Raw genomic sequence first — 24,878 nt, 5'->3', positions numbered from 1 at the left:
CCATCAAAACTCATCGCTTCCATTGATGCACCTCAGGTCGGACCATGAATACGTGACCATTTCGCCCGCTCGTCCTGACGCCCCGGACGCCGTGTCCTCGCCGCTGACTCGCCTGACCGTGCTGGTGTTCGCGGTCACGGCGGGTTCGTCCGCCGCCTGCCTCTACTACCTGCAACCGCTGCTGCATCAGGTGGCGAGCGATCTGCGCGTCTCGTCGGTGGCGGCGGCCCTGCTCGTCAGCGCGGCGCAGGTGGGCTACCTGAGCGGTGTCGCACTGCTGGTGCCGCTCGGGGATTTCCTGGAGCGGCGGCGCATGGTGCCGGGACTGCTGGCTGTTTCGGTTGTGGCGCTGGGTCTTTCCGCCGCCGCGCCGAATCTGCCGTTGCTGCTGCTCGGCGTGTTCGCCACCGGCGTCACGGCGTCGGCGGCGCAGGTGGTGGTGCCGTGGTCCTCGGCGCTGGCCGATCCGCATAAGCGCGGCGAGATCGTCGGCACCGTGATGAGCGGGTTGCTGCTGGGAATCCTGTTGTCGCGGGTCATCTCCGGGGCCATCGCCGAATTCGCGGGCTGGCGCGGGGTGCTGCTGGTGGCCGCCGCGATCCAGTTGATCATGTCGATCAGCGTGTATCTGCTGGTGCCCGCGACCGGGCGGGCGGCGACCGAGGAGAGCTATCCCGAGGTGCTCGCCTCGGTGCTGGGCCTGATTCGCGAACACGCGGTGCTGCGCCAGCGGATGGCGCTGGGATTCCTTGCCATGGCCTGCTTTTCGGGCATGTGGACCGGTTTGGCGTTCCTGCTCGCGGGTTCCGGGTCCAGTTCGTACCACTATTCGGAATTCGTCATCGGCCTGTTCGGGCTGGCCGGTGTCGCCGGTGCGCTGGGCGCGCCGATCGTGGGACGGCTGGCCGATCAGGGCCGGTTGCGCATGGTGACCACGCTGGTGTGGGTGACCGTGCTGATCGGCTGGGGGCTGCTGGCCTGGGGCGGGATCAATGTGTGGGTGCTGATCATCGCGCTGCTGGTGTTCGATTTCGGCGTGCAGGGCATCCAATTGTCCAATCAGAGCGCCATTTACGCGCTCGATCCGGCGGCGCGCAGTCGGCTCACGACCGCGTACATGGTCACCTACTTCCTGGGCGGCGTGGCCGGTTCGGTGACGGCGGGTTCCGCGTACCAGGCCGGGGGATGGGGTCTGATCTGCGGAATCGGCATCGGTGCGACGGTGCTGGCGCTCGCGCTCTGGGGGATGTTCGCCAGGCGCCCTAGCAACCGTTAGGGTGCGAAAGGTGAGTGAGACTGTTCCCGCCGTCGCGCCCGTCAAGGACGCCTCCACGGTGATGCTGGTGCGCGATGGCGCGCGCGGACCCGAGGTTTTCCTGCAGCGGCGCGTCGTCGGCATGGCCTTCGCCGCCGGTATGACGGTGTTCCCGGGTGGCGGCGTGGACCGCTCCGACGCCGCGGTGACCCTGGAATGGGCCGGGCCGGACGCGGATTGGTGGGCCGAGCGCTTCGGCACCGATGCCGGGCGCGCGCAGACCCTGGTGTGCGCGGCGGTGCGCGAGACCTTCGAGGAATGCGGTGTGCTGCTCGCGGGGCCGACCGCCGATACGGTCGTCACCGACACCTCGGTCTACGCCGAGGCGCGCGGGCAGCTGGAGCGCCGCGAACTCTCCTTCGCCGAATTCCTGACCCGCGAGAACCTGGTGCTGCGCGCGGATCTGCTGCGGCCGTGGGACAACTGGATCACCCCCGTGGTGGAACCGCGCCGCTATGACACCCGCTTCTTCGTGGCCGTGCTGCCCGAGGGACAGCTCGCCGACGGTGCCACCACCGAGGCCGATGTGGTCACCTGGTGCACCCCCGACGAGGGCATCGACCGCTGGAAGCAGGGCCTGGACGTGCTGCTGCCGCCGACCTGGACCCAGCTGGTGGCGTTGCGCGAATTCGATTCCACCGCCGCTATTCTGGCGGCGGTCCGGACCATCGATCCGATCATGCCGATCTATGACCCCGAGGCGAAGCTCGCATTGGCGTTCCCGCACGCGGATCGCTACTTCGCCGATCTCCCGGAGAACGCCCGCCTGCGCGGTTCGCAGCGCCCGGAGTGAGAGCGCGTCCGGTTTCACCCGTGGCGCGCGCGGCGACCGGTGTCGGACCGGGCGGTTGGACGGAAGTAGGGTGACCGCTGTGGCCGAATTCGTGACCGTGGACCGGGGTGTGGCGGAGGGCATTGCCGTGCTCCGCATCGCGCGCCCGCCGATGAATCTGATCGATCTGCAAGTGGCCCTCGAGGTCGCGGCCGCCGCCGACGAGATCGCGGCGGACGCGAGCGTCTCCGCGGTCGTCGTGTACGGCGATGAGCGGGTGTTCTCCGCGGGCGATGAGATGGCCGAACTGGCCGGATTCACACCCGAGCAGGCCGAGGCCGTGGTCAAGGATTTCCAGGCGGCGCTGAGCTGCCTGGCCCGGCTGCCGCAGCCGACGGTCGCGGCCATCAGCGGTTATGCGCTCGGCGCTGGACTGGAACTGGCGCTGGGCGCGGATCGCCGCATTATCGGTGACAACGTGAAACTGGGCCTGCCGCAGATCAAGGCGGGCCTGATCCCGGTCGCGGGCATTCGCCGCCTGAGCCTGCTCATCGGCCCGTCGCAGGCCAAGGATCTGGTCTACAGCGGCCGCTTCGTCGACGCGAAGGAAGCCGCGAAGATCGGCCTGGTCGACGAGGTCGTGGCACCCGATGACGTCTTCACCGCGGCCCTGCGCTGGGCACGGCAATTCACCGGCGGTCCGGCCCTCGCCTTGGCTGCCGCGAAGCGGGTCTTCGAGGCGGGTACGCACGGGCACGATCGCGCGCGCACCGAGTGGACCGCGCTGTTCGGCACCGAAGATCAGCAGGTTGGAACGCGTTCTTATTTGGCCGATGGTCCAGGTGCGGCCTCGTTCACAGGCCGTTAGCCGGGCCGATAACCGGCCCCACCGGGGTATTCATTAGGCTGCCCTGTTATGACCGTTCGTCCTGAAGACCCCGCGCCGAACCCGCACGCCACCGAGGCGGAGGTCCAGGCCGCGTATTCCGACAACAAGCTCGCGCAGGTGCTCTACCACGATTGGGAAGCGGAGACCTACGACGACAAATGGTCCATCTCCTATGACGAGCGCTGTATCGAATACGCGCGCGGCCGCTTCGACGCGGTCGTGCCGGATGCCCCGCTGCCGTACGAGCGGGCTCTCGAACTCGGTTGCGGCACCGGCTTCTTCCTGCTGAACCTGATGCAGGGCGGTGTCGCCAAGCGCGGTTCGGTCACCGACCTGTCCCCGGGCATGGTCAAGGTCGCCACCCGCAATGGCCAGAACCTGGGCCTGGACGTGGACGGCCGGGTCGCCGACGCCGAAACCATCCCGTACGAGGACGACACCTTCGATCTGGTGTGCGGACACGCTGTGCTGCACCACATTCCGGATGTGGAGCTGGCGCTCAAGGAGTGCCTGCGCGTACTCAAGCCGGGTGGGCGTTTCGTCTTCGCCGGTGAGCCGACCACAATCGGCAATATCTACGCGCGCCGCCTGGGCCAGGCCACCTGGAAGGTGACCACCGAGATCACCAAGCTGCCGTTCCTCAAGGACTGGCGTCGCCCGCAGGAGGAGCTCGACGAGTCCTCGCGCGCGGCCGCCCTCGAGGCCGTCGTCGATCTGCACACCTTCGATCCGTCGGATCTCGAGGCCATGGCGCGCAGCGCCGGCGCCGTCGAGGTGCAGGCCAAGACCGAAGAGTTCGCCGCCGCCCTGTGGGGCTGGCCGGTGCGCACCTTCGAGGCAGCGGTGCCCGCCGAGAAGCTCACCATCGGCTACCGCATGGCGCAGTACCGCGCCTGGCTCGGCTTCAGCTGGCTGGACGAGAAGGTCATGCGCCATATCGTGCCCCGCCAGTTCTTCTACAACGCCATGATCACCGGCGTGAAGCCCGGCGTCTCGGCCAAGTAGGACCGAAACCCGGTGGGCTACGCCTTCTCTCGTGATGACGTCGCCCACCTGGGCAGCGCGGCCGGTACGGCCGCGCTGGCCGAGGTCGGCGCGTTCGCGCTGACCCCGGCCTCGCTGCTGCGGGATCTGGAACAGATCCGCCGCGCGCACGGTGACCGCGCGGCCGCCCTGGTGGAGACCGTCCGCCTGCGCCGCCGCGCCACCGCCAAACTCTCCGATGCGGGGGAATGGCTGTTCACCGATGACGCTCTCCAGCAGGCCACGCCGACGGCCGTGGCCCGGCATCGCGCCGAACGCCTGAAGGGCCGCAGCGTCCACGACGTAACCTGTTCCATCGGAGCCGAACTCGCCGAATTGGCGCGGGTCTGCCCGGCGGTCATCGGCAGCGATCTCGATGACGTCCGGCTGTCCATTGCCGCGCACAATCTCTCGAATGCCCGGAATGTATTGCTGGCCAAGGCCGATGCGCTGCGGCCGTGCAGTACCGCCGAGGTGGTGATCGCGGATCCGGCCCGCCGCGCGGATGGCCGCCGCACCCACGATCCGGCGAAACTGCAACCGCCGCTGCCGGATCTCCTGGCGGCGTACGCGGGCCGGGATCTGGCCGTGAAGTGCGCTCCCGGACTGGATTTCGACCAACTGGCCTGGGCGGGGGAGATCGAGGTCGCGTCCCTGGACGGTGCGGTGCGCGAAGCCTGCCTGTGGTCACCGGGACTGGCGGAGGCGGGCGTAACCCGCCGCGCCACAGTGCTTACCAGCTCGCGCCCGCCGGAGATCCTGACCGATGCCGAACCGGACGATATCCCCGAGCGCGAGCCCGGCGCATGGATCATCGATCCGGACGGTGCGGTCATCCGGGCCGGACTGGTGCGGCACTACGCCGCCAAACACGGTCTGTGGCAACTCGATCCGCGTATCGCCTACCTCACCGGCGATACCGTTCCCGAAGGGATGCGCGGCTTCCGCATCCTCGACCGCATGGAGTTCCGGGAGAAGCCCTTGCGGGCCGAACTCCACCGGCGGGACTGCGGCCCGCTGGAAATCCTCACCCGCGGTGTCGATCTCGATCCGGACGCGCTGCGAGCCAAGCTCAAACCCCGTGGGAAACAACCGCATTCACTGGTTATTACCCGGATAGGCAAGACCGCCACCGTCTTTCTCTGCGACACTCCGTAGCCGGTACAGCAGGTAGATCACGCCACCGCAGCCGATCGCGATGCCCAGGGCGGCATAGGCGGGCACCGGATCGTGCGGGGCCGGGGCGACCCGATACCACCCGGGGGAGTAGCTGACCCGGCCGAACAGGCGACCGCGCAGGGCCACCGCGGCGGACGGCACGAACAGCGCCCCGATGGCCACCACCATGCTGGTCGCCAGGGCCGGGAGCGCGGCCGCCACGCTGTAACCGCCGACCAGGCCGATACACACCACCCCGAGCACCGAACTCACCTGTCCCGGCGTGGTGACCAGCGCGAGAATCATGGCGACCAGCGCCATCGCGAACGACAGCGAGATCGCCACCGGCGGCATCGGCCAGCGCCGCGCCGCGGCCAGCCCCAGCCCCACCGCCAGGATGACCAGCGCGTCGGCCCACCACGGGCGCGGTACGGTCACCGTCGCACTCGCGGCGGCGGCGAACGCCACCAGCAACAGCACCGGGATACCGTCGCGCCCGGGCAGCATGAACGCCGAGATCGCGCTGCCCGTGATGACCACCAGCACCGCGATGACCACGACCGCCGGATGCGCACCGCTGTGCGAGAGCCATTTCGAGGTCATCGCCACGCTGAAGATCACGATCGCGCCGGAGACCACGGTCGCGAGCGATACCCGCTCATCGGGCGGGGCCACCGGAAATCCGATCGCGCGAATGAGCAGTCCGAGCCCGATCAACACCAGCGCCAGCACGATCAGCCAGACCGGTGGCGCGTCACCGAGTACGCGCTCGATCGGATTGAGGTCGCCGCCCGCCGCGGGCCGCTGCACGATATTGCCGAGCGCGGCCGAGCTGATGACGCCGAAAAGGTAGACGCTCGTGGCCTTTCGGCTTGTCCAAACCACCGGTGCGAGACTGCCGACGATCACTCCCGCCCACAGCGAATCGATGAAATTGAACGTGGTCAGCGAATCGATGTCGACCCACGGCAATCCGGCGTGATTGGCCAGAATGCCGAGCAGACCCAGGGTGGTGGCGAACCAGGCCGCGCGGGCGCTGCCGATGCCGACCACCAGCGCCGCCGCGAGCACCGCGACCATGGCGCCGGATTCCATCGCGCGCGGCACGCTGCGAATCATGAGATCGACCTTGTAGGGCGGTAATCCGTACCAGCCGTAGCTGACCGGCATCATGATCGCCAGACCCGCCGTGGCCGTCGCCGTGTACACCGCCGAGACGCGAACCAGCATGTTCCAGCGGATCTCTATGCCCCAGAGGGTGCTCCGGCGATTCATCCGCATCCCTTCGATCCGCGAGCCATCAGCTGATCCACGCGCCGAGCATCAGGAAGGCCGAGGAGGTACCGGTGACCGCGGAAGCCATAGCGATCACCCTCCCAGTCCCCGTGGTGATCAGAGTGGAGCGACGCGCAGCTATTTTATAGCTGATCTCTATTGGGGAGTGGTTCTGCGGATTTGCCCGGTCAGAAGCCGTCGATGGCCGCGACGGTGAAGGGCGAGGGCGTGCCCGCTCCCATGGGGCCACCGCGATCGAATTGGGAGATCACCACCAGGGCGCGGTCTCCGGCGTGCGCGATCGTGGTTGGAACGGCAAGTGCCGCATCGGTGAATCGCTGCTGCTGAGTGGCGTTTTTGCCGTCGTCGGTCAGGGTCCAGCGACTCACGGTGTTGTCCTTGTTCTGCACGACCCAGAGGGTGCTGTCGCGCAGTTCCAGGCCGTCGCCGTTGATCATTCCGTCGCCGTGCTGGGTCACCTTGACAATGCCGCGCTGGGTGTCCAGGCCGACGCGGTAGAGGTCGCCGGTGCCCATATCAATCACCAGGAGGTAGCGGCCCTCGGGATCGGAGACGATACCGTTGAGGAGTAGGGGCGATTGGGCCGCAGGATCTTTCGCGGAACCGAGGTCGGCGAACGGGCGCAGTTCGCCCGTGCCGCCGTGCGCCATCGCGTCGGTGAGTTCGGCGGCGGTGATGCGGTAGACGACCGGGGCGACGCTGTCGGTGAGGTAGACGCCGCCGTCCGGGGTGATGGTCAGATCGTTCACGAAGGGCTGGCCTTCGGGGAGTGCGAAACTCGCCAGGCGGGCGCGAGTTCCGGTGTCGTACACCGTGACCCCGCGGGTGTGGTCGATGACCCAGAGTCGTCCGGCGGTGTCGACGCGCAGGCCGTTCGCGGTCAGACGGCCGTCCGTGCCCGAGGGCAGGAAGACCTCGGCCTTCGAATTGTCCTTGGCGGCGAGGTAGATCGCGCCATTGGTGAACGATCCCACGTACACATCGCCATTGCGTGCGTCCACCGCGATGCCCTCGGGGTATGCCTTGGCATCGGGCAGATCGAACGCGGTGCGGATCTGCGGGGCGGCCGTGGGTGCTGCCGCCTCCTGACTGCTGGTGCAGGCGGCCAGTGCGAGCAGTAGTGCGGCGGCGGGCACGGCGAAGCGAAGTCGGGTGACGCGGGGCATGGTCGAACCTTCCGATACGGATCGATAGAGATAACACCGTAGTGCGGACACGAACATAGATTAGAGTTCTAATGATAGTCAAGATTCGAACAATGAATAGGGTCGACTACTATACGAGGGTGACGTCGATGTCTGCCTCCGAGCGCCTGGGTTCCTATATCAAGCGCGCCGAACAGGCGCTACAGGGTGCGAAGTTGCCCGCGCTCAAACCGGCGGGCGTCACCGTCCCGCAGTACGCGGCCCTGTTCGTGCTGAGTGAGAACCCGGGCATCTCCGCCGCCGCCCTGGCTCGGCAATGCGGCGTCACGCCACCGACCATGAATACGGTTCTGGCCAATCTCCGCGATCGCGGCCTCATCGAGCGCACCCCGCACGAGTGGCATCGCAATGTGCTCGAAACCCGTCTCACCGAAGCGGGCGCGAAAGTGCTTCGCGATGCGGACAAGCGCGCGGTACACGTCGAGCGCGCCCTGGCGGATGAGTTCACGCCCGCCGAACGCAAGACCCTGTCCGACCTGCTCGAGCGCGCCGCCGTCCGCCTGGATTCCATTCGCCCGTAGGCGCTTTCGATCAGGGCAGCAGTTCCCGGACCAATTCGACGGCCGCGTTCAACTCACGCCGGTTCTGTAGACGGCTGAAGTGGATGCCGTCGGGGGTGATCACCGACTTCGCGCCGAGGTGGGTGGCGAAGAGCCGCACGTGCTCGAGCGGCTCCGGCGTCAGCACCGGATCGTCGATGGCGACCAGAACGCGGAAACCCTTGGCGGCATTACGGATTCGATCCCAGTCGAAACCGCCGTCGAAGAACGGCGCGAGATTGTCGTAGCCGACCTCGTGTGCCATGGCGGCGACCAGGACGACACCCGCGAAGGGTGCGCCCTCGTGCCGCTGGAGCAGTCGGAGCAGGTTGACCCCGCCCAGGCTGTGCCCGACCAGGATGGTGTCGGCCGGATCGGTGATCTCGGCGGCGACGGCCCGCAGCCACGGTTCCGGTTCCGGCGCTTCGGGATTCGGCATCTGCGGCACTCGCACATCGTCTGCGTCCAGGGTGGCGGCGAGGTGGGCGTACCAGGCCTGATCCGGGCTGCTGGCGTATTCGTGCGAGACGACGACGGTGCTCATTGCTGCTCCAAACGATTCGATACGTTGCGTTTCGATTGAAACGTAGGCTACCGTCGTCGGCATGTCAACAGAGCGACGCGGCGGACGCACCCGCAGTCCCGAGGCGCATGACGCGGTGCTCACCGCGGCGGCGGAACTGCTGGAGGAGTACGGCTATCGCGATCTCACCATCGAGAAGATCGCCGCCCGCTCCGGCGTCGCCAAGAGCACCATCTACCGCTGGTGGCGCTCGCGTCCGGAACTGGTCATGGAGGCGTACGCGCGCGCGGTGGCCCAGCGCATGCCCGAACCCGATACCGGCGGCGTCGCAGCCGATCTCACCGAATTCGTGGCCCGGCTCTACGGTGTGACGGCACATCCGGTGCGGGTGCGCTCACTGCGCGGCATGATGGCCGACGCGCAACTCGACGCGGATTTCCGGGCGGCCTTTCAGGGGTGGATCGCGAGCCGTCGCGCGGTGGTCGCCGAGCTGCTCCGACGCGGCATCGCGTGCGGCGAACTCGATCCCGGACTGGATGTGGAGTACGCGACGGACCTGGTCTTCGGTCCGTTCTGGTATCGCCTGCTCACCGAGCACGCGCCCTTGGATCCCGCCGAGGCGCGGGGGCACGTGAACCGGCTGCTGACCGGGTTCCGCGCCCGAGAGTAGTTCGCGCGGTCGGTATCCCGGTCCGAGCCGCCGGGATGCGGTGGCTACTTCCCGGGCTTGAACACGAACAGTTCGCCGATGCGGGTGGCGACCACGATTTCACCGTTGGCCCCGATGGTGGTGCCGACGGTGGTGCCTTCCGCGCCGGGGAGTTCGTGCGAGTCGACCGTCGCGCCCGAATGGGTGTCGAAGGTGACCAGGGTGAGGTTGTCGCCGATCGGGGCGACGGTGTAGCCGGTGCCGCCCGCGGTTTGCACGGGACGGCCGCGCAGGGCGAGATCCTTGCGCTCCCAGACGATTTCGGGGGCGTCACCCTTGTCTCGCAGTGCCATGAGATGGCCGTCGTCCCCGGCGGGGATGAGCAGGCCGTCGGCGACCGAGACCGAGCCGCGGATCGGGAAGCCGAGTTCCTGAACCCATTTGGTCTTGCCGTTGGAGGCGTCCACGGCCATCAGGTGACTGTCGTTGTCACCGACGTAGAGGGTGGAACCGTCACCGGACAGGGTGGGGCTGGTGGCGCTGCCGCCCGCGAGCATGGTGGCGGTCCAATCCTTGCGGATCTCCTTGCCGTCATAGGTCAGCGCCACCAGATCGGCGCTGCCCTGACCCGGCCGCCACACCGTGGCGTAGAACCGGCCCGACTTCTCGTCCACCGCCGACACATTCGCGACCGGGCACTGCGGTCCACCGGTCGAGCAATCGTCCAAACCGGTAAAATCCGGCGGGCGCGGCAGATCCGGGAACTTCAGGTAGTCCGGATCGCCGAGCAGCTGGAAGGTGGAGACCTCGCGATTGCCGGTCTGGCGGCTGAGCACATCCACCTGACCCAGCTGGGTCACGGTCAGCACCTTGCTGTCCCCGGTGAACTGCACCGAGATCGGCACGCCCGCCTGCGGTGTGCGCCAGCGCGGCTGGCCCAGCGCGTTCAGCGAGGTCACCCCGCCGTCATCGCCGACGTAGATATTGGTGGTGCCGTCCACGGCCATACCGCCCGCAATGGCGCTGATGCCCATGGGATTACAGAACCGCTTGCGCCCGGTCGGCATGAGGAACGAGAAGATGGCGCAGGACGGCGTGCGCGTGGTGACCACGATCTGACCCTCCGGCCCGACCAGCGCGGGCGCGGCCAGCGGCCCGCCCACCGGACGTGACCAGCTCAAAGTCAGCGCGCGCGATCCGGTGACCGGACTGGTCGCGCTATTGCGGGCATCGTGGAAGGCCAGCGGCCAGCCCTTACCCGCACCGACCTTGATGTCGTCGACAGTGGTACTGCCGCAGGCGCTCAGCGCCAGCACACCGACGGCCGCCAGCGCGAGCGCCCGCGTGCCGGATCGTAGCCAGGCCGGCGCGAGACGATCCGATGTGCGCGAGCCCTGTTCGTCACGTCCGGTCTGCCGCCTGCCGCTTCGCACCTGCTGGTGTCCCTTCTGCCAGTACGGAGTCACTGAAATGCCGTGGGGGCTGACGCAGCACGGTGGTCGGGCTGATGCAGCCGCAGCACAGCCTACTTCGCCGTTTTCCGCCCGGGCCGATACCCCGTGCGGAGCGTCCGAACGGGCGGCACCCGGCGGGTCCCATACCGCGCTAGCGCGGTTCGGTCCCGGTGATCCGGGAGGCGTACACCGCGAGCCGCACCCGATTGTCGCGACCGGTCTTCTCCATCAGATTGGCGATATGGGTTTTCACGGTGGTGACGCCCAGGTGCAGGCGATCCGCGATCTCCTGATTTCCGAAGCCCTCGCCGACCAGCGCCAGCACCTCGCGTTCGCGCGGTGTCAGATCCGGTGCGGCGGTATCGGATTCGGTGGCCTCATCGCGGGTGGTGACGACGCGATCGACCAGGCGGCGCAGCAGGGGAGGGGAGAACAGCATGTCGCCCTCGGCGGTGCGGCGGATGGCCGCGAGCAGATCCGCGGGCTCGGTGTCCTTGACCAGATAACCCGTCGCGCCCGCCGCGAGCGCGGGGAAGAGATGATCATCGTCATCGAAGGTGGTGAGCACCAGGATCTTCGCGCGCGCACCACCGCGCACGATCGATTCGGTGGCGGCGACACCGTCCAGACCGGGCATGCGCAGATCCATGAGAATCAGATCCGGGGTGAGTTCGGCCGCGAGCCGAATGGCCTCCACACCATTGGCGGCCTCACCGACCACCCGGAGATCCTCGGTGGATTCGATGAGCATGCGCAGCCCGGCCCGAACCAGGCGCTGATCATCCACCAGCAGTACCGAGATCACGCGACACCCTCCCCGGTCATGGTCGGCAACCACGCCTGAACAATCCATTCCGAGCCGCTCGACCCGGCGGTCACCTGCCCGCCCGCGAGTTCGACCCGCTCCCGCATTCCGATAATGCCGTGCGCGCCCGGCGGATTCGCGGCGTCACCGCGCCGGGCCGCGACCGTACCGCTGCGCACCCGCACCGAGATGCCCGCATCCGCCGCGTCGATGGTGAGCCGCACCGGCACCGCCCGGTCGGCGTGCTTCATCACATTGGTGAGCGATTCCTGCACCAGGCGCAGCAGGGTGAGGCGGCCGATGGCGTCCAATCCGTCGGTGCCCGTGCGGATTTCGGCGTCGACGGGGAAACCGGCGGCGCGCACGCGATCGGCGGCCGCCTCGATCTCGGTGCGCAGCGCGGCCGAATCCACCAGTGCCACTTCACCGAGCGCGGGATCGCGCAGCGCCGTGAGCAGGCGGCGGATATCGGTGAGGGCATCGGAGGCGGTGCCGTGCACATCGTCCAGCACCGCGTGCACGCGCGGATCGGCATCGGCGACCACATGCCGGGCGACGCCGATGCGCAGCACGATCGAGGCCATGTGATGGGCGACCAGATCGTGCAGTTCGCGGGCCAGCGCACCGCGTTCCATGAGCCGGGTGCGTTGTTCGGCTTCGGCACGGCGGTTTTCGGCATCGGCGGCGCGCAGGCGCAGGCTCACCGCGAGTTCGCGCTGCCCGCGCAGATACAGCCCGAGCAGCACCGCGAGTCCGACATACGCGCACACCTCGAGTACCGGGGTCGCCCGCGACACCGTCTGATCGTGATAGCCGCTGCGGCCCAGCAGGACCGCGATCGCCCAGGCCGCCGTCGCCAGCACCACGATCGAATTGCGGTGCGAGCGCCGGATCACATCGACCAGGGCGACCGCGCCGAGGAACGGGACCAGCCCGGACAGACCCCACGCCGGAATCCGGAACATCGGAATCGCGAGCGCCGAGATGAGCAGCGACGCCGTCAGCGGCCAGCGCGCACCGAGCACGAACAGCACGCTGGCGGCCATGGCGAGCAGCCAGTAAATACCTGGCACTCGGTACTGGCCGGGGAAGGTGCTCGCCGCCAGCAACAGTGGGACCAGCAGCACCGGCAGGCCGCGCACGATGGCCGCGACGCGCTGCCGATCCGGGGTCTCTATCACGCTCCCACCGTAGGCGACGGGTCCGGCGAACTGTGCGCCGACCAGCCCGGACACTGCGGTATCGATGCTGGTTAGCACGATTCCCGCATCCCCACAAGGTCCGCCGGGAGGAGTGCGGGCGGTCGATCTCGGACCCCGCGCAGGATCGAAGGCAATCGCCTGGCAATCGAAGCTGGAGGAGTCGTCGATATAAGGAGCAGTCGTGGTCTCGAGGCGAGGCTTTCTCACCGGATTCGCCGTGTCATCGCTGGCGCTCACCGCCGGATGCGCGAGCGGCCGATCCGGTGTGCCGTCATCCGGAACCGGGGCCGAGGGAACCCGCCCGCTGCCGATCCCGCCGCTCGCGCCCGCCACCGTCGGCGCGGACGGGGTGCGCCGCTTCACCCTCGAAGCCAAGGCGGGCAGCACCGAGATGCGCGCCGGACAGTCCACCGCCACCTGGGGATACAACGGTGCCATCCTCGGCCCGACACTGCGGGCCAAGCGCGGGGAACAGGTCGCGTTCACCATTCACAACGCGCTGGCCGAACCGACCACCGTGCACTGGCACGGAATGCACGTCCCCGCCGCCTGCGACGGCGGCCCGCATCAGACCATCGAACCCGACGGCGTATGGCAGCCGAGCTGGACCGTGGAACAGCCCGCCGCCACCCTCTGGTACCACCCGCATCCGCACGGCAGTACCGAAAAGCATGTCTACCGTGGGCTTTCCGGCTTCTTCCTGCTCGACGACGCGGACTCCGACCGCCTGGAGCTGCCGAAAGACTATGGCGTGGACGATATTCCGCTGGTCATCCAGGACCGCCGCCTCACCGCCGACGGTGCGCTGGACGAATCCGATCCCAGCGATATCGGCCTGCTCGGTGATCTCATCATCACCAATGGCATTGCGGGAGCACATCTGGACGTCACCACCGAGCGGGTCCGCCTGCGCGTTCTGAACGGGTCGTCCGGTCGCCTCTACAACCTGGCCTTCTCCGATAACCGCGAATTCCAGCTCATCGCCACCGACGGCGGCCTGCTCACCGCGCCGGTTCCGCTGCGGCACATCCAGATCAGCCCCGGCGAACGCGTCGAACTCGTGGTGCAGGTGCGCGCCGGTGAACCGATCACCCTGCGCACCCTGCCGATCGAACAGCGCGCGGGCATCAAGAAACCCGCCGCGTTCGGCTTCGACGACACCTTCGACATCCTGCGCCTGCGGCCCGCCGGGAAGCTGAAAGCATCGGCCCCCGTACCGAATTCACTGGTCGCCATCCCCGCCCTGATCGCCGCGGGCACCCCGGCCACCCGCACCTTCGACCTGCGCTGGCACATGATCAACAACCAGCGCATGGATATGAACCGCATCGATATGACCATCCCGGTCGACACCACCGAAGTCTGGACCGTCCGCAACAGCGACGACTGGCCGCACAACTTCCACGTCCACGATGTCCAATTCCAGATCACCGCCATCGACGGCCAGACCCCGCCCCCGGAACTCGCCGGCTGGAAGGACACCGTCTACACCACCCCCGGCCCCGCCTACACCCTCGCCATGCGCTTCGCCGGTCACACCGACCCCACCTACCCGTACATGTACCACTGCCACCTCCTCATGCACGAGGACGCGGGCATGATGGGCCAATTCCTCATCCTCGCCCCCGGCCAGCAGCCCACCCCGATGAAAATGGATATGCCCGGCATGGCAGGCCACGACATGCCCGGAATGACCATGCCCGGCATGGGAACTCACGGCGGGCACGGCTGACCCACCCCGTTATCCCGGCATGCTTTTGGCCGGGATCCACACCCTCGTGTCACGACAACACTGGTGGATTCCGGCCAAAAACATGCCGGAATTCGGGAGGCGAGATCAGACGCGCGAGGCGAGCATCGCGGTGCCGAGCAGTGAGGCGCTGATCGCGTCACCGGCGTACAGCCGCATCTCCGCCTCGTATTCGGCGATCGCGCGCACCGGATCATCCTGTCCCGCAGCCAGTGCGGTCGCCAGGACCGCGGCGTCGCGCAGCGCGGTATTCGCGCCGAGTCCACCGGCCGGGCTCATGACGTGGATCGCGTCGCCCAACAGGGCCACGCGGCTGCTGGATCGAGCCTCCAGGGGAGCCGCGCTGCGAACGGTCGTGGCCGCGAACGCGTTTCGATCCGCGGCGGCGAAGACCTCGCGCAGCGCGGGATGCCAGTCCGCCGTGGCGTGCTCGATCGCCGCCAGCACCTCGGCGGTATCCGCGACGTCATCGATTCCGAAGCGGTCGCGCGGTCCGAAGATCGCCCAGTACAGATAGTCCGGGACCGGCGTCAGCCCGGGCGTGAAGTTCGACTGCCGGAAGGTCATCGAATCCAGCACCGCGACGAACCCGTCCGCGAACACCACCGAGGTTCCGGTGAGCAGTGCGACGGGCACGGTTTCGCCGAGCGCACCCGTGAGCACCGTCTTGCCGTACCCGCAGAACGCACCGGTATCGGCGGGTTCGGCATGCGGCAGCAGTTGCCGCCTGACCACCGAATGCACCCCGTCGGCCGCGACGACGACATCCGCGTCCACGCTCGTCCCGTCCTCGAAATGCGCGGTCACACCGTCAACGGACTCGGTGACGCGGTGTAGCGCCTTACCGAAGCGCACCCGATCGGCGATGCCGTGCAGCAGCACCTCACGCAGTGTCAGCCGGTGCACGCTCAAATCCCCGGGCGCGTCCTCGGAGTCGATCTCATCGACTTCCGAAGGCCGCCAGGTCTCGACCGCGCGCCCGGCGGTATCGCGCAGCCGGGGATCGAGGAATCGCCCGCCGGTGGTGGTGACCGCGCAGGTCGCCCGGAACAGCTCGTATTGGTCGGCGCTCAGACAGTCGGCCAGTCCGCGCTGTCCGGTCTCGTCGATTCGAATGCGATATCCCTGGGTCCGGCTGTCCACGCCCGGATCCCGTTCGTAGACCTCGCACTCGATCCCTCGCGCGCGCAATCCCTGGGCCAGGCAGAGTCCGCCGAGCCCCGCACCGATGATCGCGATCCGCCCCATACCGATACCTCAATCTCCATTAGCGCTCCGTCACCGCACGAACCGTGCGAATTCACCCTGCGCGCCCCCGCTTGCGCCCGCCTTGCGCCGCGCTGGCATCGAAAAGCGGCCGGAATTGGCGTCCCCGCGTCGTCGCGCGCGAGACACAGGTCATATGGTGTGAGGCGAGATTGCCCGATCGGGCGGCAGTATCGGCCCAGCGGAAAACAGGGAGCAGTTCGTGACGAGCATGTGGGGCGCACCGTTGCGCACGCGGTGGCGTGGGTCGCGTCGAAACGATCCGGAACAGGCGCGTTTCCTGACCGTGGCCTCGGCCAAGTGGATGCTCGCCAATCGCGCCTACACGCCCTGGTACCTGGTGCGGTACTACCGCCTGTGGAAGTTCAAGATGGCCAACCCGCATATCGTGCTGCGCGGCATGGTCTTCCTGGGCAAGAACGTGGAAGTGCACGCCACCCCCGATCTGGCCCGCCTGGAAATCGGCAAATGGGTGCATATCGGTGACGGCAATGCCATTCGCTGTCACGAGGGCTCGCTGCGCATCGGCGACAAGGTGGTGTTCGGCAAGGACAATGTCGTCAACACCTACCTCGATATCGAGATCGGCGAATCCACCCTGGTGGCCGACTGGTGCTACATCTGCGATTTCGACCATGTCACCGATGACATCAACATGCCCATCAAGGATCAGGGCATCGTGAAATCCCCGGTGCGTATCGGCCCGGACACCTGGATCGCCGCCAAGGTCACCGTGCTGCGCAGCACCCGCGTCGGCCGCGGTTGCGTGCTCGGCGCGCATGCCGTGGTCAAGGGCGATGTGCCCGATTACGGTATTGCCGTCGGCGCTCCCGCGCGCGTGGTCAAGAACCGCAAGGACGCCTGGGACGCGGCCGCGGAGGCCCGCGAAGCCCATATGGCCGCCCTCGCCGATATCGAACGCAAGAAGAACGGCGTCGCCGCGTCATGACCAGCTATGCCGCCTTCCTGCGCGGGATCATGCCCGCGAATCCGAATATGAAGAACGAGAAGTTGCGTGCGGTCTTCGAGGGTCTCGGGTTCACGAAGGTGGCATCACTGCTCAGCAGCGGCAATATCGTGTTCGAAAGCCCCGAAACCGATGTGCCGGAACTGGAATCGCGTATTCAGGCGGCATTGCAGGCCGAACTCGGCATCGGCGGCGGCACCATCATCCGCAGCCGGGAACAGTTGCGGGAGTTGGTCGACTCCGACCCGTTCACCGGGCTGACCCATTGCCGCGAAACGTATTTGACGGTCACCTTCGTCAAGGACACCGCCGCGGGCCCGCCCGGGGCACTCGATGACACCACCGCGAAGGCGGTGCGCGTGCTCGCCTTCGACAAGCCCGCCGCCGCGGTGCTGTCGGTCATCGACAACACCGATCCCAGCACCACCAATTTCATGGCCTGGATCGAGAAGAGCTACGGCAAGGAAATCACCACCCGCACCTTCCTCACCGTGCAGAAGACGCTGAAGAAGCTGGGCTGATCAGTCCCGGACGATCAGATCGGCGGTGAAAACCGCTGAGGGCTGGTTGATTCCGGTTCGAATTCGATCGATGAGCAGGCGGGTCGCGGCGACCGCCTGCTCTTCGCGTTTGGTGTCTATCGCGGTCAGCGGCGGCTGGCTCAGGCGTGCGATCATGCCGTCGGCGGTGACCAGGGCGATATCGGAACGCCCGGCCTCGGCCAGGGCCGAGGCCACCCCGCGCGCGATGGAATCCAGCGGGGCGTAGACGCAGTCGGTGTCCGGGAACCGTTGCAGCAGTTCGGCGGTCGCGATACGCCCCGCCGCCACCCGCGCCTCGCCCGCATCGGTGATCTGCACCCGGGGCGTAATGCCTTCGCGCGCACACCAATCCAGGAAGGCGTGGTGGGTTCCGGCGGCGGTCTGACGTTTGCTCGCATCGACGATGAGGGCGGGGCGGGTGTGCCCGCGCGTCCGGAAATGCGTCATGGCGCAGGCGACGGCGCTGGCGCGGTCCAGGGAAACCGTTGCGACACCGTCATTCTCGGTGTCACCGCTGATGACCACCACCGGCATACCGCGTTCGGTGAGCGCGGCGACCAGGCCCTCGGCCGGATCGGGATCCACCAGCAGCACCCCGTCCACCGCGAGCTGCTGTACCCAATTCCGTTGATCGGCGGGCGGAACCAGCGTGAGGGCGTATCCCTGGGCGAGGCTTTCGGTGGCCGCCGCGGCCGCGGTGCGCATGTACCAGTCCAGGCGGCTGTCCCGATCCGCGCTCTCATCGGTCATGAGCGAGGCGACGATGGCGAGGGTATTGCCCGCCCCGGTGCGCAGCGCGCGGGCGCGCGGATCGGCCTGATAGCCGAGGGCCGCGGCGACCTCCCGAATGCGCTCGCGGGTGCGGGCGTCGATACGGCCCTTGCCGTTGAGCGCGTGTGACACGGTGGCGACCGAGACTCCGGCGGCGCTCGCGACATCGCGGATGGTGGGTCGCGATCGGGCCACCGGTATTCCTCCTGGTCGAGCGTGAACGGTACGGCGTCCGATGCTACACGCTGTGCTTAAACGTTTTGGCAACAGACTTGTAAAACGGATTCACGCCACCGAAACGTGTGGCGCGCAAGCTGATCCGCAACGGTGCGAAAACGTTTTGGCACCGGGATCGGAGACAGCTGATGGCACCCCGCACCGTCTTCACCGACGCCGTGCTGTTCCCCGTGAACGATGACCGCCGCCAGCCGTATCGCGGCTGGTTCGCCGTCGACGGCGCGGGTCTGATCACCGATATCGGCGCGGGGGAGTATGTGCCGGGCGCGCAGGCCGACAGCGTGGTGGAACTGCGCGGTGCGCTGGTGCTGCCGGGTTTCGTGTCCGCACACAGTCACCTGTGGCAGAGCGTATTTCGCGGTGTCGCCGACGGGTGCACCACCATGGGCTGGATCGACAAGTTGCACAGGCGATTCGGCGCGGCCCTGGAACCCGGCGATATGTACGTCTTCACCGTGCACGGTCAGCGGGATCTGCTGCGTCAGGGCATCACCACCGTCTGCAATCACACGCACGAATTCGGCGACGGCCCGGCCGAACAGTGGCAGGCCGCGCTCGACGGCGCACAGCGCACCGTCTACTCGTTCTCGCCGCCGCTGTGGCGCACGGCCGACGAAAGACTCAGCGAGCTGGACAAATTCCTGCACCTGAGCGCCGACGACCGGCACCGGGTGCTCGCGCTGTCGATGAACACCACCGCGCTGCACAGCGTCGAGCACATGCGGCGGGAGAGTGAAATACTGCGCGAACTCGGTGTCGGCCAGCACGCGCACTATCTGGAGGATCCGACAGTCGCTGTCGCGCAGCAGGATTCGTTCGACGATCTGCTGGCGGGCGGCAGGGTGGGCGCGGACACCGTATTCGCGCACTTCATCCACACCACCCCGCGCATTCGCGATACCGCCGCCCGCGCCGGTGCCGCCATGGTCTGGAATCCGCTGTCCAATGGCCGCCTGGGCTCCGGAATCGCCGATATCCCGGGCTATCTCGCCGCCGGACTGCGGGTCGGCATGGGTGTGGACGGTCAGGCCAGCGCCGATGTCGGCGACCCCTTCCAGAACATGCGCACCGGCCTGTACCTGCTGCGCGCCGCCGCCCGCGATCCGAAAGCCCTTGACGCACGCCGCATTCTGCGGATGCACACCCTGGACAGCGCCGAGGTCCTCGGCGTCGGCGATCGCGTCGGCAGTCTCGAAATCGGCAAGGCCGCCGATTTCGTGGTCTGCGATCCACCCGCCCCCTACGCCCACCTGCCCGCCGATCAGCTGTGGTCGTTCGCGGTCCTGGCGCTGTCCGCCGCCGATATCACCGAGGTCCGCATCGGCGGGGTGCGCGTCAGCACCGGACCCGCCGATCGCGACCGCGCCCTGGAAAGCGACTGCGCCCGGCGCATTTCCCGTCTCTATCAATCGGTCTGAACCGTTCACCGAAGGAGCCATCCCCATGTCCGCACCCGTGGATTCCCTGCCCATCGAACGATTGGCCGCCGATCTCGGCGATATCGAATATTCGGTGGATGAGCGCGTACTGCGCGCCAAGAGCCGTGACCGCTTCGCACAGAGCCCGCTGCTGCGCGAGGTCATGCGCGGTCTGACCGCCGATATCTATATCGCCCCCGTCTCGAAGGAGGAGTTGCGCATCGCGGTGGGTTCCTGTGCGCGCCATCGCATTCCGATCACCGTGCGCGGCGGCGGCACCGGCCAATTCGGCCAGGGCGTCCCGCTGACCGGCGGCGCGGTCATCGATGTCACCGGCATCGTCGGCGTCCTCGGGCAGCGACTCGGTACCGTGCGCGCATTGTGCGGCACGCTGATCGCCGATATCGACGCCGAAATCCGGCCCACCGGATGGGAATTGCGCATGCATCCCTCCACCACCCGCAAGGCCACCATCGGCGGCTATGTGGCGGGCGGGCATGCCGGAATCGGCAGCTGCCAGTGGGGGATTCTGCGCGATCGCGGCAATATCACCGCCATCGAGGTGATGACCGTGGAGGAGGAGCCGCGCCTGATCGAGCTCACCGGCGACGCGGTGAATATCGCGCATCACGCGTACGGGGCGACCGGCATCATCACCGAGATCGAACTGCCCACCGCGCCCGCCTGGAACTGGCAGGAGCTGGTCATCGCCTTCCCGGAGTTCGCGCAGGCCGTCCGCTTCGCCATCGATGTCTGCGAGAGCGAGGGCGTTCTCAAGAAAGTCGTGTCACCGCAACAGCATCCGCTGCCGACGCTGTATCCCGATCTGTCGCGGCTGATTCCCGAGGGCCACTCCATGGTGCTCATGATGGCGGCGGAACAGAGCATGCCCAATGTGGCCGATCTGGTCGCCGATAATTCCGGCGCGATCGTGAGTCGCTGCGATGAGGGCGCGGGCTCGTATCGCCTGCCGCTGTACGAATACACCTGGGGGCATTCGATGATGCACTTCCAGCGCAAGAACCGCGGCCTCATCGGCCTGCTCGCGCTGTATCCGCAGGACGGGCTGTACGAATCGCTCCTGCGGGTGTGCGAGGAGTTCGCGGATCTCGGACCCACCCACGTGGAGATGAAACGCTTCGACGGCGGTCTGTCCGCACAGGGATCGCCGGTGTGGGAGTTCGAATCCCAGGAACATCTGGCCGAGGTCACCCGGCGGCTACAGGCGGCCGGGCTCTCCATCGCCAATACCCACACCCCCACCCTGCTCGCCAGCGGTATGAAACCGTGGGCCGCCGCCGAGGCCGAGTTCAAACGCCGCGTCGACCCGTATCGCCTGCTGGCACAGGGCAAGTCGGACGATGAGGTGGAGGACGACCTCACCCGCTCCACCCAGCTCCCCAACAGCGGCTGGTCCTACCGCCTCACCGATTCCATCGGCGAATCCGGCACCGCCGCACTCGATCCGGCTCCCACCGCCGCGAACGGCGTGACTCCGGAGTCGGTCCGATGAGGGCGCGTCGAACCCCGGGCACATCTGCCCGGCTGACCGGAATCGTCGCGGCACTGGGTATCGCGGTGGCCGCCTCGCTCACCGCCTGCTCGTCCGACACTCCCGCCCCCACGGCCTTCGACGGTCCCATCGGCGCGGTGAACCTGCGCGAGGTCTGCCCCGCCACCGTCGTGGTGCAGAGCGGCTGGAATCCCGAGGCCGAGTTCGGTTTCCTCTACAACCTGATCAGCGCGCACCCGAGTATCGACGCCGGGCGCAAGGCCACCACCGGACCGCTGTTCGCGCACGGTGAATACACCGGGGTGAACCTGGAGATCCGCGCGGGCGGTCCGGCCATCGGATTCCAGCCTGTCATGTCCCGCATGTACCAGGATCACGACATCACCCTCGGTTTCGTCGATACCGAACAGGCCGTGTTCGCCTCCGCGACCGCACCGGTCACCAGTGTTTTCGCGCCGATGACCAAGAGTCCGCAGATGATCATGTGGGATCCGCAGACCTATCCGGGGGTCAAGACCATCGCCGATCTCAAGGCCGCCAAGGCCAAAGTGCTCTACTTCCAGGGCGAGGCGTATATGAACTATCTCGTCGGCGCGGGCGTCCTGGACAAGAGCCAGACCGATTCCAGCTACGACGGCACCCCGTCGTATTTCGTTGCGGCGAACGGTAAATCGGCCCAGCAGGGCTTCGCCAGCACCGAACCGTACGTGTACGAACATCAGGTGCAGGCGTGGAACAAGCCGGTGGCCTATCAGCTCATCGCGGATGCGGGCTTCCCCACCTACAAGTCCACCATGGCCGTGCGCAGCGGTGAGCTCGCCCAGAGTTCGGCCTGCCTGAAGAAACTCGTTCCGGTGCTGCAGCGCAGCGTGATCGACTATCTCGCCGCCCCGGACGCGGCGAACAAGGTGATCGTCGATTCGGTCGCGGCCTACAACACCGGCTGGACCTACGATGCGGACAATGCCCGCTACGCGGTGCGCACCATGCTCGCCGACGGCATCGTCGGCAATGGAACCACCGGCGCGCTGGGCGGTTTCGACCTCGCGCGGGTCGGCAGGATCCTCGAGGTCACCAAGCCGATCTTCACCGCCGACGGCGTGGCCCTGGCTCCGGACCTCACCCCCGATCGGCTCGCCACCAATGAATTCATCGATCCCGCAATCGGATTGAGCGGCTCATGACGCGCCCCTCCCGGATACTGGCCCCGATCGCGGTGCTCGCCGCCCTGATCGGGGTCTGGTACCTCATCACCTACGTCGTACTGTCCCCGTCCCGCCGCTTCCTGATGCCGCCCCCGCAGCAGGTGATCACCCAGGGCATGTTCGGCCCGCATTCGGACCAGATGTGGAATGCGCTGGGCCGCACCGGCATTGTCGCGCTCACCGGATTGAGCATCGCCGCCGTGTTCGGCATCGCCTGGGCGGTGCTGATGGCGCAGTTCCGCTGGGCCGAGACCGCGCTGTTCCCCTATGCGGTGATGCTGCAATGCATTCCGATCCTGGCGCTGGTTCCGCTCATCGGCTTCTGGTTCGGTTTCGGCTTCCAGGCCCGGGTGCTGGTCTGCGTGCTGATCGCGCTGTTCCCGATCGTCTCCAATACCGTCTTCGGACTGAAATCCGTCGATGCCGCGCATCGGGACCTGTTCGCGCTGCATCACGTCGGCAGGCTCACCAGGCTGCGGAAACTGGATTTCCCGGCCGCCCTGCCCGCACTGTTCGCGGGGCTGCGGATCTCGGCGGGTCTGGCGGTGGTCGGCGCGATCGTCGGCGATATCTTCTTCAAACAGGGCGATCCGGGCATCGGAATTCTCATCGACACCTACCGCGCCCGCCTGCAATCACCGCAATTGTTCGCCGCGATTATCGTCGCGTCCCTGCTCGGGGTCGGCGTCTTCACCGCTTTCGGCAGCCTCACCAGGCTCGCGGTCGGCAGTTGGTATCAGCCTGCTCGCGAATGACCCGCGCCATGATCGCTCCCGCTACGCTGATGCGGTGACTTCCGGTCTCCGCACAGTGCTGGCCGCCGCGGCCGCGCTGACCCTCACCGGCGCGCTCGCCGGAACCGCGCACGCGACGCCGCCGGACGGTGTCAGCGCGGTGATCCTGTCCCGCACCACCATCGGCGATATGGATTACGTCCTGCGCGAAATCACCATCGCGCCAGGGGGTTCCACCGGCTGGCACTACCACGACGGCACGCTCTACGCGATTTTCCGGCAGGGGCAGCTGTTCCACTACGACGCGAACTGTGAACAGGACGGCGCGGGCGGTCCGGGCACCCCGATCGTCGAGCGCGCCGGTAGCGGCAATGTGCACGTCGAACGCAATCTGGGCACCGAACCGCAGATCCTGGATGTGCTCTATGTGCTGCCCGCCGGGAGTCCGCTGTCCGAGGACGCGCCGAACCCCGGCTGCCCCTTCGAATAACGCCTACAGCGCGGCGTACACGGCCTCGATCAGCTGATACGCGCGCCGATCCCCGGCCAGCCAATCCCGGCGCAGATTCGGGATGAAGGCCATGGCGATACCGTTGTCGATATCGCCGATGCCGATCGCGCCACCCGCGCCCGGATGGCCGAATACGGTGCGGCGCGCGGATTCCGGGACGATGAAGTTCTCACACGGGCGCATGAAGCCGAGGCCGAACGCGCTCTCCAGCCCGAGCGCGGCGTCGATGCCGCGCACCTGTTCGCGCACCGCCACCTGAAGCAGTTCGGGACGAAGCAGGCTGCCGCGCACCAGATCTCGATAGAACTCGGCCAGTGCCCGGGCCGTGGTGAACATGCCGACCGCGGGCCAGCCGCCCGCCTGCACCTCCGGACCGTTGTAGGAGCCCCTCGGTGCGGTGGTGCCGCGCAGCAGCATCGACTCCGGATCGCGGAAGATCTCGGCCAGCCTGGCCACCGTCGCGGCGTCCAGGGGGGCGGTATCGGACCAAACCTGTTGTGCGGCAGGGGGGAATTCGCTGCGCGCGGTGCGTTCGCGCACCGCGGCATCCGCGCCGATATGCAGTTCCGCGCCCAGGCGTGCGCGGGTGTACGCGCCCACGGTCGAATCGGTATGGCGGCGCACGAGTTCGCCGACCAGCCAGCCGAATGTCAGTGCGTGATAACCGTGCCGGGTGCCCGGCTCCCATTCGGGTGTCTGCGCCGCGAGCCGCGCGGCCATCGCCCCGGCATCGGCGGCCTCGGCCACCGATACCGGTCCGTCGAAGGCGGGCAGTCCGGCCTGATGGCTGAACAGTTCGACCGTGGTTGTCGATTCCTTTCCGGCGCAGGCGAATTCGGGCCACCAGCGGGCGACCGGTTCATCCAGGCGCACGCCGTGTTCATCGGCGACCTGGAGCGCGGCGGTCGCGGTGACCGCTTTCGTGCAGGAGAACGCCACGCACGGCGTATCGCGCTCCCAGGCCCGCCCGGTCCTGGAGTCGGCGAGCCCGCCCCAGAGATCGACCAGCAGCCGATCGCCGGCGTAGACCGCGACGCCCGCACCCAGGTTCGATCCGTCCGCGAAGCTCGCCTCGAAGACCTCGCGCACGCCCCGGAACGCCGGATCGGCATAGCCGTCGACTCGCACATCCAT

General features: G+C 67.6%; 24 protein-coding genes. 15 read left to right on the top strand and 9 right to left on the bottom strand.

The features are described 5' to 3' along the window. The first annotated feature begins 52 nt into the window (after positions 1-52). From ACFC4D_RS40850 to ACFC4D_RS40830, 5 genes are all read left to right on the top strand, one after another. A complete protein-coding gene (locus ACFC4D_RS40850) occupies positions 53-1,276 on the top strand; it encodes an MFS transporter (RefSeq protein WP_375955027.1) in 1,224 nt (407 codons plus the stop codon). Between the two features lie 10 nt (positions 1,277-1,286). Next, complete coding sequence (locus tag ACFC4D_RS40845; RefSeq protein WP_375955025.1) at positions 1,287-2,108, top strand: NUDIX hydrolase; 822 nt, start codon at positions 1,287-1,289, stop codon at positions 2,106-2,108. A gap of 79 nt (positions 2,109-2,187) precedes the next feature. Continuing rightward, entirely contained in the window at positions 2,188-2,955 is a 768-nt protein-coding gene (locus ACFC4D_RS40840; protein ID WP_375955023.1) for an enoyl-CoA hydratase-related protein, read from the top strand. 48 nt (positions 2,956-3,003) lie between these two features. Then, positions 3,004-3,981: a class I SAM-dependent methyltransferase gene (locus tag ACFC4D_RS40835; protein WP_364629992.1), complete on the top strand. Its 978-nt coding sequence runs from the start codon at positions 3,004-3,006 to the stop codon at positions 3,979-3,981. A 12-nt stretch (positions 3,982-3,993) separates the two neighbouring features. Next, complete coding sequence (locus tag ACFC4D_RS40830; RefSeq protein ID WP_376071617.1) at positions 3,994-5,157, top strand: class I SAM-dependent methyltransferase; 1,164 nt, start codon at positions 3,994-3,996, stop codon at positions 5,155-5,157. Here the strand turns inward: ACFC4D_RS40830 and ACFC4D_RS40825 are convergent. Together ACFC4D_RS40825 and ACFC4D_RS40820 are read right to left on the bottom strand one after the other, a co-directional pair. Next, on the bottom strand, positions 5,098-6,432 hold the full coding sequence (locus ACFC4D_RS40825; RefSeq protein WP_376071614.1) for a hypothetical protein: 1,335 nt from the start codon (positions 6,430-6,432) through the stop codon (positions 5,098-5,100). The two genes, ACFC4D_RS40830 and ACFC4D_RS40825, sit on opposite strands and share 60 nt — an antisense overlap. Before the next feature lie 188 nt (positions 6,433-6,620). Next, entirely contained in the window at positions 6,621-7,619 is a 999-nt protein-coding gene (locus ACFC4D_RS40820; protein WP_376071611.1) for an SMP-30/gluconolactonase/LRE family protein, read from the bottom strand. A 128-nt stretch (positions 7,620-7,747) separates the two neighbouring features. On the opposite strand from ACFC4D_RS40820, the gene ACFC4D_RS40815 reads away from it, so the two are divergent. Continuing rightward, the gene (locus ACFC4D_RS40815) at positions 7,748-8,179 is read left to right on the top strand and encodes a MarR family winged helix-turn-helix transcriptional regulator (protein ID WP_376071882.1); all 432 of its coding nucleotides are present in this window, start codon (positions 7,748-7,750) and stop codon (positions 8,177-8,179) included. Positions 8,180-8,189: 10 nt separating this feature from the next. On the opposite strand, the gene ACFC4D_RS40810 is transcribed toward ACFC4D_RS40815, so the two are convergent. Continuing rightward, positions 8,190-8,741, bottom strand: coding sequence for an alpha/beta fold hydrolase (locus ACFC4D_RS40810; RefSeq protein WP_376071609.1), 552 nt, complete (start codon positions 8,739-8,741; stop codon positions 8,190-8,192). A gap of 61 nt (positions 8,742-8,802) precedes the next feature. Between ACFC4D_RS40810 and ACFC4D_RS40805 the strand changes: the two genes are divergently transcribed. Next, entirely contained in the window at positions 8,803-9,390 is a 588-nt protein-coding gene (locus ACFC4D_RS40805; RefSeq protein ID WP_376071606.1) for a TetR/AcrR family transcriptional regulator, read from the top strand. Positions 9,391-9,434: 44 nt separating this feature from the next. Here the strand turns inward: ACFC4D_RS40805 and ACFC4D_RS40800 are convergent, their stop codons facing one another. The 3 genes from ACFC4D_RS40800 to ACFC4D_RS40790 all read right to left on the bottom strand — a co-directional run bounded on the left by ACFC4D_RS40800 (position 9,435) and on the right by ACFC4D_RS40790 (position 12,887). Next, positions 9,435-10,802, bottom strand: coding sequence for a PQQ-binding-like beta-propeller repeat protein (locus tag ACFC4D_RS40800; RefSeq protein ID WP_376071603.1), 1,368 nt, complete (start codon positions 10,800-10,802; stop codon positions 9,435-9,437). 172 nt (positions 10,803-10,974) lie between these two features. Beyond that, on the bottom strand, positions 10,975-11,628 hold the full coding sequence (locus ACFC4D_RS40795) for a response regulator (protein WP_375955008.1): 654 nt from the start codon (positions 11,626-11,628) through the stop codon (positions 10,975-10,977). Continuing rightward, entirely contained in the window at positions 11,625-12,887 is a 1,263-nt protein-coding gene (locus tag ACFC4D_RS40790; RefSeq protein ID WP_376071600.1) for a sensor histidine kinase, read from the bottom strand. Before ACFC4D_RS40790 ends, ACFC4D_RS40795 begins: the two co-directional genes overlap by 4 nt. 124 nt (positions 12,888-13,011) lie before the next feature. On the opposite strand from ACFC4D_RS40790, the gene ACFC4D_RS40785 reads away from it, so the two are divergent. Beyond that, complete coding sequence (locus ACFC4D_RS40785) at positions 13,012-14,562, top strand: multicopper oxidase family protein (protein ID WP_376071597.1); 1,551 nt, start codon at positions 13,012-13,014, stop codon at positions 14,560-14,562. A gap of 105 nt (positions 14,563-14,667) precedes the next feature. Here ACFC4D_RS40785 and ACFC4D_RS40780 read toward each other — a convergent pair whose 3' ends face one another. Further along, positions 14,668-15,828: an FAD-dependent oxidoreductase gene (locus tag ACFC4D_RS40780; protein WP_376071594.1), complete on the bottom strand. Its 1,161-nt coding sequence runs from the start codon at positions 15,826-15,828 to the stop codon at positions 14,668-14,670. Between the two features lie 220 nt (positions 15,829-16,048). On the opposite strand from ACFC4D_RS40780, the gene ACFC4D_RS40775 reads away from it, so the two are divergent. Then, positions 16,049-16,795, top strand: coding sequence for an acyltransferase (locus ACFC4D_RS40775; RefSeq protein WP_364630022.1), 747 nt, complete (start codon positions 16,049-16,051; stop codon positions 16,793-16,795). Further along, positions 16,792-17,334 (top strand): DUF1697 domain-containing protein, encoded by a 543-nt coding sequence (locus tag ACFC4D_RS40770; protein WP_364630025.1) that lies wholly within the window; start codon positions 16,792-16,794, stop codon positions 17,332-17,334. The genes ACFC4D_RS40775 and ACFC4D_RS40770 overlap by 4 nt, the downstream gene beginning before the upstream one ends. Here ACFC4D_RS40770 and ACFC4D_RS40765 read toward each other — a convergent pair whose 3' ends face one another. Beyond that, positions 17,335-18,321, bottom strand: a complete 987-nt coding sequence (locus tag ACFC4D_RS40765) for a LacI family DNA-binding transcriptional regulator (protein WP_376071591.1) — start codon at positions 18,319-18,321, stop codon at positions 17,335-17,337. Between the two features lie 170 nt (positions 18,322-18,491). On the opposite strand from ACFC4D_RS40765, the gene ACFC4D_RS40760 reads away from it, so the two are divergent. Genes ACFC4D_RS40760 through ACFC4D_RS40740 form a run of 5 tightly spaced genes read left to right on the top strand, consistent with a single transcriptional unit; the run spans position 18,492 to position 23,723 of the window. Further along, positions 18,492-19,781, top strand: coding sequence for an amidohydrolase family protein (locus ACFC4D_RS40760; protein WP_376071588.1), 1,290 nt, complete (start codon positions 18,492-18,494; stop codon positions 19,779-19,781). A 25-nt stretch (positions 19,782-19,806) separates the two neighbouring features. After that, positions 19,807-21,294, top strand: a complete 1,488-nt coding sequence (locus tag ACFC4D_RS40755) for an FAD-binding oxidoreductase (RefSeq protein ID WP_376071585.1) — start codon at positions 19,807-19,809, stop codon at positions 21,292-21,294. Then, positions 21,291-22,478 carry an ABC transporter substrate-binding protein gene (locus ACFC4D_RS40750; protein WP_376071582.1) on the top strand — a complete coding sequence of 396 codons (1,188 nt, stop codon included), beginning with the start codon at positions 21,291-21,293 and terminating at the stop codon, positions 22,476-22,478. The genes ACFC4D_RS40755 and ACFC4D_RS40750 overlap by 4 nt, the downstream gene beginning before the upstream one ends. Next, positions 22,475-23,254 (top strand): ABC transporter permease, encoded by a 780-nt coding sequence (locus tag ACFC4D_RS40745; protein WP_376071579.1) that lies wholly within the window; start codon positions 22,475-22,477, stop codon positions 23,252-23,254. The genes ACFC4D_RS40750 and ACFC4D_RS40745 overlap by 4 nt, the downstream gene beginning before the upstream one ends. Positions 23,255-23,288: 34 nt before the next feature. Beyond that, on the top strand, positions 23,289-23,723 hold the full coding sequence (locus ACFC4D_RS40740; protein ID WP_376071576.1) for a cupin domain-containing protein: 435 nt from the start codon (positions 23,289-23,291) through the stop codon (positions 23,721-23,723). A gap of 3 nt (positions 23,724-23,726) precedes the next feature. On the opposite strand, the gene ACFC4D_RS40735 is transcribed toward ACFC4D_RS40740, so the two are convergent. Then, positions 23,727-24,878 (bottom strand): serine hydrolase domain-containing protein, encoded by a 1,152-nt coding sequence (locus ACFC4D_RS40735; RefSeq protein WP_376071573.1) that lies wholly within the window; start codon positions 24,876-24,878, stop codon positions 23,727-23,729.

This window comes from Nocardia sp. NPDC056000 (assembly GCF_042269265.1).
GTDB lineage: Bacteria > Actinomycetota > Actinomycetes > Mycobacteriales > Mycobacteriaceae > Nocardia.
The sequence above is the reverse complement of the archived record's forward strand: the minus strand, read 5'-3'. Positions and strand labels throughout refer to the sequence as shown.